This window comes from Natronorubrum halobium (genome assembly GCF_051351675.1).
In the GTDB taxonomy this organism is placed as follows: domain Archaea; phylum Halobacteriota; class Halobacteria; order Halobacteriales; family Natrialbaceae; genus Natronorubrum.
In genome coordinates this window covers 1,916,544-1,927,773 of sequence record NZ_CP195595.1, presented here as the reverse complement: position 1 = coordinate 1,927,773, position 11,230 = coordinate 1,916,544, and the positions used below count along the sequence as shown (strand labels likewise).

Below are 11,230 nucleotides of genomic sequence, written 5' to 3'. Positions count from 1 at the left end.
AGTTATTGTCCGGATACGGGCCACAAAGACCTGATTTCCGATCTCGACGATCGCGTACTGTTTTGACATATCCGATAGCAAACCCCGAATATGAGTTCACTCGACATCCCGCGCGAGCAGTGGGCGACCCGTACCGGATTCATTCTCGCCGCCGTCGGTAGCGCAGTGGGACTCGGGAACATCTGGCGATTCCCGTTCCTGACGGCGGAATCGGGCGGGGCGGTGTTCGTACTCGTCTACCTGTTCCTCGTCGCACTCATCGGACTCCCGGTAATGCTCGTCGAGTTCGTCATCGGACGACGATCGGAGCGGAATCCGATCGGCGCGTTCAGGCGCCTCGGCCATCCGTCCTGGAAGTTCGCCGGAGTGATCGGTGCACTCGCGGGCTTCATCATCCTGTCGTACTACAGCGTCGTCGGCGGCTGGGTACTCCAGTACATCGTCGCCAGCTTTTCGGGCGGCTACGGCGGAGACCCGGAAACGTTCTTCGTCGAGACCGCGTCCGGGACGGACGCGATCGTCTCCCACGCCGTATTCATGGCGCTTGTGGCCGGAATCGTCGCTCTCGGCGTTCGAAACGGGCTGGAGAGGGCGGCGAAGGTGATGGTGCCGAGCGTCATCGTACTCCTCGTGGTCCTCGCGGGGTACGGCGCCACGCTCCCGAACGCGAGCGAGGGGTACCAGTTTTACCTCAACCCGGACGTGAGCACGTTCGCGTCCGACGCCGTTTCGATTCTGCCGGCCGCGGCGGGTCAGGCGTTTTTCACGCTATCGCTCGGGATGGGCGTGATGATCACCTACTCCTCGTACCTGGGCGAAGACCGGAACCTGCTCAACGATTCGCTCGTCATCGTCGCGATCGACACGTTCATCGCGCTCCTGGCGGGGCTCGTCGCCTTCCCGTTCCTCGCCTCGCAGGGCGTCGATCTCGTGCAGGACGGTGGCGGCGCCGGCGCGATCTTCATCAGCCTCGCGGCCGCGTTCGAGACCATGCCGTCGGGCCATCTCGTCGGCGGCGTCTTCTTCATCATGCTGGCGATCGCCGCGCTGTCCAGCGCGTTCAGCATCCTCGAGGTCGTCGTCTCGTTCGTGATCGATACGTTCGACGTCGGTCGCGTCCCGGCGACGATCGGGATCGCGGTCGTCATCTTCGTCGTGGGCATCCCGACCGCGATCGACCTGGACTACCTCGACGCCTACGACCTGTTCGCGAACAACATTCTGCTCATCGTCGGCGGACTGGTGCTCTCGATCTTCATCGGCTGGATCTACGCCCCTAACGCGCTCGAGGAACTCGGTCAGGGGCGGACCGGCGACGGCGCGTTCGACGCGTACTGGATCAACGTCGTTCGGTTCGTCGTCCCCCTGGTACTCCTCTACACGGTGTATCTCGCCGTCGTGGAGTACGTCGAGTTCATTCAGGGAACATTCCTCTGATTCGATCTGCAAAACCAATACCGTGAACGGACGAGCGGCATCGACGACCGGATTGCCATTCTCTCCCGACTCGATCGACGACCGCGATCGCGAGTCTCGAAACCGCCACCCTACCGTTCGTCGACTGCCTCCCGATCAGCGTTCCAGATCGCCGGCAGCAGTTCGAGCCGACTGGCGAAGAGCAGTCCCACTCCGACCAGTAGCGGTCCGAGAAACAGCACCGCGAACGCGATTCTCCCGGTCGCGAGGACCGGCGCGACCGCGGCCCCGACCCACGCGAGCCAGGCCAGCGCCTCCCACGGCTTCCCGTCGTAGAGTCGCCAGACGGCGATCGAGAGGAGGAAGCCGCCGAGTGCGGCCGAAAGCGGCGCCGGCTCGGCGACGAGCGAGAGACCGACGATCGCCGCGAACCCGACGACTGCAATTCCATCCTGGCGGTCGAGCGTCATGGTGATTCCTGGGCGGGGAGGTCGAAAACGCGTACCGATTTCGTCGCTCGGTCGCCGATCGCTCGTCGCTTAATCGTCGCTCGCGACGGGCACGCTGGCACGCACCTCGAGTCGATCCAGATCGCCGATAAACGACGCGAGCATCTCCCGAGTCACGTGAGGCATACAGACCACCCGTAGCTCACCCGTCCCGGTCCGAGAGATCCGCCACCCCTTGGCCCGCAGCCCGTTGAACGTCGACCGCGGCACGTCGGCCGCGACGAGCGGCAGCGTCGGATCGACGACGTCGTAGCCCCGTTTCTCGAGGGCATCCGCGAGCCACTCGGCGTTGTGCTGCGAGCGAACGTACTGGCGACGGTAGCCGTCGGGCCACAGCTCCGCCATCGCGGCGACGGCGCTCGCGACACCGGCCCCCGAGCGAGTCCCGGTCAGCGTCGCCTGCGAGGTCGACTCGAGGTACGGCGTGTCGACGGCGAGTTCGTCGAGCAGATCGTCCGAGCGAACGAGCAACCCCCCGGCGGGGACCGCCGCCTGTCCCATCTTGTGCGGGTCGATCGCCATCGTATCGACCGGTGCGTGGTCGAACTGCCACTCGTGATCGGTAAACGGCAGGACGAACCCGCCCCAGGCGGCGTCGACGTGCAACATCGCGTCGACCGACCGGGCGAGTTCGCCGAGTTCGGGAATCGGGTCGACGCGACCGTACTCGGTCGTTCCCGCGACGCCGACGACCATCGCGGTGTCGTCGTCGAGACAGGAGCGGACGGCCTCGAGATCGGCTCGGTACGAGTCGTCCGTCGGCACGATCCGCAGGTCGACGCCGAGGACGTCCGCGGCCTTCTGAAAGCTGAAGTGGGCCGATTCGGGCATGACGACGTTCGGCGTCCGCGTCTCGGCGCGGTTGCGCGCGATCCGGACCGCCTGAATGTTCGCTTCCGTCCCGCCGCTGGCGATGTAGCCGGATGGATCCTCGAGGCCGGCGATCTCGCCGAGCACGCCGATCGCCTCGTCCTCGAGGGCCGTGACGTTCGGATACGTCCCGGGATCGCCGGGGTTCGTCGCGAGAAACCGCTCGGCCGCGTCGCGTGCGACCGGGTGGGGCTCCGTACACATCGACGAGAGCACCCGATCGAACGACTGCGGCTCGATTTGCATATCACGCACAAGTACGTTCACTGGTTTAGACGTTGCGCTTAGGACCGATAGCTACGACTGTCGCGCTGCATCAGATATATCAACACGTTCGTCACAGATATAGAGAACGTTATGGACACTCCGCCACGCTACACCCGGAGGAGAACACATACTCCGAAAGCAGGACTGACTCGCTCGGTTTGTCGAACGAACCGCGCACCGCCGTATCGACCCGCGTTTTCGCCGCCGTACGGCGGTATCGGTGTGCGGACCGGAGTCCGGACGCAAGCGCGGCCATCGAGCGGTCACGGTCGGCGAACAGTCTCTCGTTGCGATCCAGTCCAAAAATATTGATAATAGGCCGGACGGAACATCCCGATAATGCTCACGACAGCATCTCGAGTTGCCGAGTACGGCGGCACCGCCGGCGGCGTTCTCGTCCTGTTGGTCGTCGGCCTCTTTCACGGAACGGAGGTACAGACGGTCACCGTCGATCTACTGGCGGTGACCGTTCGAATCGTCTTCCTCGAGGCGCTGTCGGCGGTCGCGGTGTTTACCGGGTTCATCACGCTCACCGGGCTGTTGTTGATTCGTGAGGTGTGGACCAGCCGCGAGTCGCTCGAACGGGTAACGGACGGGCCGCGGTTGACGGCGATCGTCCCCGTCTACCGCGACCACGAGGTGATGGACGTCAGCGTCGAGAGTCTCCGCGAGAGCGCGTACGAAAATCTCGAGATCGTGATCGTCGCCGAACCGAACGACGAACCGACGCTCCGACGGGCCCGCGAACTCGCCGCCGCGTTCGACGACGTCGAGTACGCGATCAACGGCCGGCCGGGATCGAAAGCGGGCGCGATCAACCACGCCGTCCGCGAGTACGACGCCGAGTGCGTCGCCGTCTTCGACGCCGACGAGTGGGTCGCCCCCGAGTTCCTGCCGACCGCGATGGGCGAACTGCTCGACGGCGCGGACGTCTTTCAGGGTCGACGCGTCCCGCGGCCGACGGGGATGGTCGAGACCGTCGCCTACTGCGAGCGGATCGTCTTCCACGCGAGCTACAAGCTGGTCGAACTGTTCGGCTTTACGAACTGTCGCAGTTCGTCGACCGCGTTCACCCGCGAGGCCTTCGAGCGGGTCGGCGGCTACGACGATATGCTCACGGAGGACCTCGACTTCGCCCACGCCTGCTACCGCGAGGGTCTCGACGTCAGGCAGGCCCGCCAGTGTACGAACACGATGGAGGCACCCCACACCTGGGCCGATCTCTGGGGGCAGCGCAAACGCTGGCGCGTCGGTCAGATCGAGGTGCTGCACGCGACCGTCGTCGACCTCCTCCGCGGTCGAGTCGGCCGCCGCGGCGCCATCTCGATCGGCCGGATGTGCTCGAGTCTGCTCGGGAGCCTCTTCACCCTCGCGCTCGCCTCGAAGCTCCTCGTCCTGCTCGTTCTCGACGTCGAATCGGCCTTCCTGATCCCGTTCACGCTCCTCGTCGGCACCATCGGTCTCGTCGCCTGGCGGGACGCTCGAGACGGACGGATCGACGATCTCCGCTGGAGCGTCGTCCTCGCGCCGCTGTTGTATCCCGCGTTCGGTATTCTCACGCTCAAGTCGCTGTTCGAGTACGGGCTCAGCTGGGACGGAAGCTGGTATCACGTCGAAAAGACGGGGAGTTGACGGCCGCAGGACGCCGCTATCGGAGCGTTACCGAACCGAGTCGAGCAACAGCTTCTGCTCGGTCCGCTTCACTTCGTGTTGGACGTCGCGGACGGCGTCGATGTTCGCCGAGATCGAACTCACGCCCTCGTCGACGAGGAACTGGACCATCTCCGGTTTGGAACCGGCCTGCCCGCAGATGCTCGTGTCGACGTCGTGTTCGCGGCAGGTCTCGATGACGTTCCCGATCAGTTTCAGAATGGACGGGTGCAGTTCGTCGAACCGGTCGGCGACGTGCTCGTTGTTCCGGTCGACCGCCAGCGTGTACTGGGTGAGGTCGTTGGTCCCGAAGGAGGCGAAGTCGATGCCCGCCTCGGCCATCCCCTCGACCGACAGCGCGGATGCCGGCGTCTCGATCATCGCTCCCCACTTGCGTTTTTCGGGGTCGATACCGGCTTCCTCCATCAGCCGCTTAGCCTGATAGATGTCTTCGGCGTCGTTGACCAGCGGGAACATGATCTCGACGTTGTCGTAGCCCATCTCGTAGAGTCGACGGAACGCCTCGAGTTCGTGCGCGAAGACCCCGGGTCGGTCGAGCGAGCGCCGGATGCCCCGATAGCCGAGCATCGGGTTGTGCTCCTTGGGTTCGTCCTCGCCGCCCTCGAGTTGCCGGAACTCGTCGGTCGGCGCGTCGAGCGTTCGCACGCGGACGGGACGCGGGTAGAACTCGTCGGCGACGCCGCGGATGCCCTGGACGAGTTCCTGAATGTAGGCGTCCTCGCCGTTCTCCGCGATGAACTTCGCCGGCGTCTGATTCAGCGAGAGGATCATGTGCTCGGTGCGGAGCAGGCCGACGCCGTCCGCGCCCGTTGCGGCCGCGCGCTCTGCGGCCTCGGGGATCGAGACGTTGACCTTCACCTCGGTCGCGGTCATCGGTTTGACCGGCGACTGCGGACGTACCTCCTCGACGGGTTCGGTCTCCTCGTCGGGTTCGACCTCCTGGCCCTCGAGCACCGCGCCCTTGTCGCCGTCGAGCGTGACGACCTGGCCGTCCTCGAGGACGGTCGTGGCGTTGGTCGTGCCGACGATAGCCGGCACGCCGAGCTCGCGGGAGACGATCGCGGCGTGGCTGGTCATGCCGCCCTCGTCGGTGATGATCCCCGAGGCCCGTTTCATCGCGGGCACCATGTCGGGCATCGTCATCTCGGTGACGATAATATCGCCCTCCTTGACCTTGTCGAGGTCGTCGAGTTTCGTGACGATCTGTGCGGCACCGCTGACGGTCCCCGGACTCGAGCCGAGGCCGTCGACGATGACGTCGCCGGAGGAACCGCCGCTCGAGCCGCCGTCACCACCGCTTGCGGCCTGGACGCTGCCGCTGCCGTCGGTGACGCCCTTCGCGGCGTCGACGGCGCCGCTCGCATCGGGCGCCTCGCCGCCGCTTCCGCCCTCGTCGATGGTGGTGATCGGTCGGGACTGCAGCATGTAGACGTCGTCACCGACGATGGCCCACTCGACGTCCTGCGGGGTGTCGTAGTGGTCTTCGACGCGCTCGCCGAGTTCGACCAACTTCCCGATCTCGTCGTCGCTGAGCACGCGCGCGTTTCGTCTGTCCTCGGGAACCTCGCGCTCGACGGTCTCGCCCGTCTCCTCGTCTTTCTCGTGCATCACCTTCTTCTCGGCGACGGTCACGTCGATATCGTCCTCCTCGCGGGGGACGACGTAGTTGTCCGGCGAGACGGCACCGGAGACGACGGCTTCGCCCAGTCCCCACGCGGCCTCGATGATCATCGTCGGATCTCCCGTCGACGGGTGGCTCGTGAACATCACGCCCGACTTCTCGGCGTCGACCATCTGCTGGACGACGACCGCGATGTTGACCGCGGAGTGGTCGAAGCCCTGCTCCTGGCGGTAGTAGATCGCCCGCTGGGTGAAGAGCGAGGCCCAGCACTCGCGGACGCGGTCGAGAAGCGCTTCCTCGGTCACGTTCAGGAAGGTCTCCTGCTGGCCCGCGAAGGAGGCGTCGGGCAGGTCCTCGGCCGTCGCCGAGGATCGAACGGCGACGAACGCCTCGCCGTTGCCGACCTGATGGTAGGAGTCGAGGATTTCCTCGCGCAGATCCTCGGGGAACGGCGTCTCGAGAATGAGTTCCTGCGCCCGATCGGCCGCGGTCGCGAGCGCACTCGAGTCGTCGACGTCGACGTCGACGACCTCGAACAGCTCCTCGTCGATTTCGGCTTCCTCGATAAACGATCGATAAGTTCCGGCGGTTACCACGAACCCCGGCGGCACGGGCAGCCCAGCACCCGTAAGCTCGCCCAGGGAGGCGCCTTTGCCGCCGACCTTTTCGAGGTCGCCGGCACTGATCTCGTCCAGCCAGAGTACAGCCATCTCTAGTGGCGTGGACACCCGAGCGAATAAAGAAGGTTGCGAACAATTGCGCCGATTCGCAACTCGAAACTGAATGAATATCGGCGGTAGGCGCGGGTTTACCGGCAGATACTGACACGCGCGTCAGACGATCCGGACGCGGCGTATCGGTCGTTCGGTTAGACGTTTCGGGCGATCGTCAGGTAACCCGTGTGGCCGACCGGTGCGGTCGACGGCCGCGAGCCCCGGTCGTCGAACTGCATCTCCCGCTGGATCGTCTCCCGGGTGCGGACGTTCGCCAGTCCGGCCTCGCGGGCCGTCTCGACGACCTCGCGAGTCGACTCGATGAAGGGGCTGTAGACCGCGACGAACCCGCCCTCAACCAGCAGGTCGGGGGCGTGCCCGACCAGCGATGCCGCGTCGCCGGTGTCGAGCGTCATCACGTCGAACGACGACGCTTCGAGTTCCTCGACGTCCTCGGTCAGGTCGCCCGTCCGGACGTCGACGGCCTCAGCGACTCCGCCCAACTTCATGTTCTCGCGGGCGACGTCGGCGAACTCCGGATCGCGCTCGTAGGTCACGACCGACGCCCCGGCGCGGGCCATCGACGCCGAGAGCACGCCCGTGCCGGTGCCGGTATCGAGCACCCGGTCACCCTGTGCGATACCCGTTTCGCCGATGATCAGGCCGATATCCCGAGGGACCATCGGGGCCCCCGTCCGCTCGAAGTGGTGAAAGAGGTCCGGACCGCGCAGTCTGCGGACCCGAAACTCGTCGCCCAGATGGGTCTCGATCGTGTCTCCCGGCTGCACGTCTTCGGGCACCTCGAGGACCCCCAGATCGGTCCCCTGCTCCCCGCCGGGTTCGACGAGGTACGTCCGGTCCTCACGGACGAGCAGGACGGGAACGCGGTCGCTCTCGGCGTCGGCTTCGGCCGCCTCGGCATCAGATTCCGCTTCGCCTGCAGCGTCGTCGTCGACGTCGGAATCGCGATCGCTCACGCGCGTCACTCGAGGGACTCGACCGCTGCGGCGAGGTCGCCGTCGACGTCCTCGAGCGCCGCGCGGGCCTCGTCCTCGCTGACGCCGGTGCGGGTCGCGACGAGTTCGACGTCGTCGTCGGGAATCGCGCTGCCGGCGTCCTCGTCGGCACCGGCATCGGCGCTCCCGCCTGCGGCGCCGGATTCGACCTGTTCCGGCGAGCCGATGACCTGGTAGGTCTCCTGGCCGCGGGCGTCCATTTTCGTGACTTCGGCGTCGTTGAAGACGAGATCGTACTCGTCGGTGCGGATGATGACCTCCTCGGCGTCGATATCCTCGACGTCGATGCCCATCTGTTCCATCATCTGTTCCATCTTGCGCGGGTTCAGTCCGCCGCCTCCTCCAAACATACCCGACACGTCGCCACCAGCCACCTTTTACCCTACGGTCTCCGTCCAAACTTTTGCGCTGTCGTTCGGAAGACGCAGAGCGTCTTCCGCGATCAAGCGAACCCTTCGGGTTCGCGGACAGCGAGGGACCGTCGGTCCCTCGAGCAGTCGGGCGGCAACGCCGCCCGACGACCTCGCGGGATCTTCGATCCCGCTCAGCTTTGATGAAAAGCACTCCTCCCTCCCTTGGCTCGCGGCGCTGCCGCTCACCTCGACGCGGCGCTACGCGCCGCGCTCTCCGGGTCGGTCGTCGGCCCGCTCGCTCACTGGCTCACGGTCTTCGACCGTTCGCCTTCCGCGGCGCTACGCGCCGCGAACTCGTTCGCTCGCGGTACGTTTCGTGTGACTGCCTGCCCTTCCCCGGGTCGCGCGTCCTCACTATTCGTTCGGACGCGCTCCCGGCCAGTCGCGTCTTATTCGGCGTCTTATTGCGTTTGATTCTCCGCGGGCACGCCCTCGCGCACGTTGACGGCCATCCCGGTTTCGAAGTCCTCGATAGCCTCGGCTGCGAGCCGTGCCGTCCCCACCGCGATTACCTCGCCGCGCTCGTGGATGACGACCACCTCGTCGCCCGGCCGGATTTCCGGGCCGACCTCGAGGACGAACTTCGTGAAGACGTTCTTCTCGTCGCGGACGAACGGTTCGCTCTCGTCGTCGACGACGACGCGGTAGGCCGGATGCGGGAGCGCCTCGTGGAGCCGGCGACCACCCTCGAGTCCGAGTGTAAATCGGCCGTCGATACCGAACGAAACGAGGCGGCCGGCATCGGCGTGGACCTGCTGTGGGCGGCCCGAGGTCGTCCGTTTGACCGTCAGCGATTCGTCGGGCGGGAACAGTGCTTCGCCCGCGCCCGCGCCGAACTGATAGTCCGCGATAGTGCGGAGGTTCGGAAGCCCCGCCAGACCGTTTTCGTCGGCTGCGTCACTCATTGGATGGGGTTTCGCGCGGGCGGTCGAAAGCCCTTCGACCTCGAGCGGGCCACACTCGGCGTCCGCTCCGACCCCGACGGCCGTCGACTCCCCGCTCGATTCGAGCGATATATCGGAATGTCTGACAAAAACGAGATAGCGAATGTTATAATACTCGATTCTGTAGTACCGCCATCCAATGGACGCTACGCAAATCGGTCTCGGGGTCGCCCTGCTCGTACTCGGCACCCTGACGCTGGCTGGCCCGGCGACGCTCGTTTCGGGTCCGATAACGTATCTCCTGGCGGGTGCGACGCTTCTCGTTACCGGCTACGCGCTGTTGATCGGTCTCTGGCGGAGTCAGTACCCGCACCGGTCGTAATCGCCCGACGAGAGTCGCACGCGACGAAAGCAGCTTAGAGCAGAAACGTCTCGTGGCGTTCCCCGAGGTCGAGGAACGAGTCGGCCGCCGCGATGAGTTCTTCGGCCGTCGAAGATTCGAACGCCATTACCTCCACGCGGACCCCCTCGTGGCGCAGGTGTGAGCAGAGCCGCGAGAAGTCGCCGTCGCCGGTACAGAGGACGAGCGTGTCGATGTGGTTCGCGAGCGTCACCGCGTCGAGACTCATGCCGACGTCCCAGTCGGCCTTCTTCGTGCCGTCCGAGAACGTCTTGATGTCCTTGATCTTCGGCTCGAAACCGATATCGACCAGCGCCTCGAAGAAGCTCTCTTCCTCCGGCGAATCCGCGCGGATCACGTACGCGATGGCGCGAGTCAACTGGCGGTCCTGCACGGCCTTATCGAGGAGCGCGGAGTAGTCGATATTTCGACTGTGGAGGCTCTGTGCCGTGTGGTAGAGGTTCTGGGCGTCGACGAGGACGGCGACGCGCTGCCCGGGATGGATCTCCGTCATATGCTACGTTGTATCGGCAACCGTTAAAAAGCCGCATCTTCGAGCAGCGCGGATCGCTAACTCGAGCGTCGTTAGCTGCGGAGCTTCTCGATGCGCTTCTCCGTCGGCGGGTGGGTCGCGAACAGCCGTGCCATGAGGCTCTTGTCGGAGTTGAAGATGCAGAGCGCGTTCATGCTGTCTTCGACCTGCGACTCGCGGCCCTGCGACCCGCTGGAAATCTTCTCGAGCGCGCGGGCGAGCGGGTCGCCGCTGCCGATGTACTGGCGGGCGTCCTCGTCGGCGACGTACTCGCGGTACCGCGAGATAGCGAGGACGAAGATCATCACGAGCATGTTCGCCAGCGAGGAGGCGACCATCGCGAGGATCCAGGTGCCGATGTTGCGCTCGCCGCCCATCAGGACCGCGAAGTAGGCGACGTAGCCGACCATCATCCCGATGGACTGGCCGATGACCATCGTGATGACGTCGCGGTTCTTGATGTGGGCGATCTCGTGGGCGATGACGCCCTCGAGTTCGTCGCGCTCGAGCAACCGCATGAGCTCCGTCGAGACGCAGACGACGCCGGCGCCCTTCCGGCCGACGGCGAAGGCGTTGGGGACGCCCATATCCATGACCATCAGTTTCGGTTTTTTGACGCCCATATCGCGGGAGAGCGATTCGGTCATCTGGTGGACCTCGCGGTACTGCCCCTCGTCGGGCATCTCTTCCGCCTTTCTGGTCGCCAGCCACTTTCCGAGTTTGTACTGGAACGCGGGGAGGATGATGATACCTGCCGGCAGTATCAACAGCGGGTCGACGCCGAACATCAGTGCGAGCACCGTTGCGGCGCCGACGTAGAAGGCAAAGAGGATGGCGCCGACGACGACCATCCGTATTTTCAGTCCGAAGTCTGTCATAGACGATGCTATGTATTGCTCGGGGATAAATTACGCGGAA

At 65.2% G+C, this 11,230-nt stretch carries 11 protein-coding genes; 3 read left to right on the top strand and 8 right to left on the bottom strand.

Going from position 1 to position 11,230, the window contains the following annotated elements:
* The first annotated feature begins 90 nt into the window (after positions 1–90).
* Positions 91–1,437, top strand: a complete 1,347-nt coding sequence (locus tag ACSFC7_RS09560; RefSeq protein ID WP_436347479.1) for a sodium-dependent transporter — start codon at positions 91–93, stop codon at positions 1,435–1,437.
* A gap of 110 nt (positions 1,438–1,547) precedes the next feature.
* Here ACSFC7_RS09560 and ACSFC7_RS09555 read toward each other — a convergent pair whose 3' ends face one another.
* Positions 1,548–1,886: a hypothetical protein gene (locus tag ACSFC7_RS09555; RefSeq protein ID WP_436347478.1), complete on the bottom strand. Its 339-nt coding sequence runs from the start codon at positions 1,884–1,886 to the stop codon at positions 1,548–1,550.
* A 69-nt stretch (positions 1,887–1,955) separates the two neighbouring features.
* Positions 1,956–3,041 (bottom strand): tyrosine decarboxylase MfnA, encoded by a 1,086-nt coding sequence (gene mfnA / locus ACSFC7_RS09550; RefSeq protein WP_436347477.1) that lies wholly within the window; start codon positions 3,039–3,041, stop codon positions 1,956–1,958.
* 360 nt (positions 3,042–3,401) lie between these two features.
* Here mfnA and ACSFC7_RS09545 point away from each other — a divergent pair, with 360 nt between their 5' ends.
* Positions 3,402–4,694 (top strand): glycosyltransferase, encoded by a 1,293-nt coding sequence (locus tag ACSFC7_RS09545; protein WP_436347476.1) that lies wholly within the window; start codon positions 3,402–3,404, stop codon positions 4,692–4,694.
* Between the two features lie 27 nt (positions 4,695–4,721).
* Here ACSFC7_RS09545 and ppsA read toward each other — a convergent pair whose 3' ends face one another.
* The 4 genes from ppsA to ACSFC7_RS09525 all read right to left on the bottom strand — a co-directional run bounded on the left by ppsA (position 4,722) and on the right by ACSFC7_RS09525 (position 9,401).
* Complete coding sequence (ppsA, locus tag ACSFC7_RS09540) at positions 4,722–7,064, bottom strand: phosphoenolpyruvate synthase (protein WP_436347475.1); 2,343 nt, start codon at positions 7,062–7,064, stop codon at positions 4,722–4,724.
* A 158-nt stretch (positions 7,065–7,222) separates the two neighbouring features.
* Positions 7,223–8,053 carry a methyltransferase domain-containing protein gene (locus ACSFC7_RS09535; RefSeq protein ID WP_436347474.1) on the bottom strand — a complete coding sequence of 277 codons (831 nt, stop codon included), beginning with the start codon at positions 8,051–8,053 and terminating at the stop codon, positions 7,223–7,225.
* Complete coding sequence (locus ACSFC7_RS09530) at positions 8,050–8,433, bottom strand: nascent polypeptide-associated complex protein (RefSeq protein ID WP_436347473.1); 384 nt, start codon at positions 8,431–8,433, stop codon at positions 8,050–8,052. Before ACSFC7_RS09530 ends, ACSFC7_RS09535 begins: the two co-directional genes overlap by 4 nt.
* A gap of 464 nt (positions 8,434–8,897) precedes the next feature.
* Positions 8,898–9,401 (bottom strand): PUA domain-containing protein, encoded by a 504-nt coding sequence (locus tag ACSFC7_RS09525; RefSeq protein ID WP_436347472.1) that lies wholly within the window; start codon positions 9,399–9,401, stop codon positions 8,898–8,900.
* A 178-nt stretch (positions 9,402–9,579) separates the two neighbouring features.
* On the opposite strand from ACSFC7_RS09525, the gene ACSFC7_RS09520 reads away from it, so the two are divergent.
* Positions 9,580–9,762, top strand: coding sequence for a hypothetical protein (locus ACSFC7_RS09520; protein ID WP_436347471.1), 183 nt, complete (start codon positions 9,580–9,582; stop codon positions 9,760–9,762).
* 34 nt (positions 9,763–9,796) lie between these two features.
* Here the strand turns inward: ACSFC7_RS09520 and ACSFC7_RS09515 are convergent, their stop codons facing one another.
* Together ACSFC7_RS09515 and ACSFC7_RS09510 are read right to left on the bottom strand one after the other, a co-directional pair.
* Positions 9,797–10,294, bottom strand: coding sequence for an NYN domain-containing protein (locus ACSFC7_RS09515; RefSeq protein WP_436347470.1), 498 nt, complete (start codon positions 10,292–10,294; stop codon positions 9,797–9,799).
* Between the two features lie 71 nt (positions 10,295–10,365).
* Positions 10,366–11,190: a M48 family metallopeptidase gene (locus ACSFC7_RS09510; RefSeq protein ID WP_436347469.1), complete on the bottom strand. Its 825-nt coding sequence runs from the start codon at positions 11,188–11,190 to the stop codon at positions 10,366–10,368.
* Between the last annotated feature and the right edge of the window lie 40 nt (positions 11,191–11,230).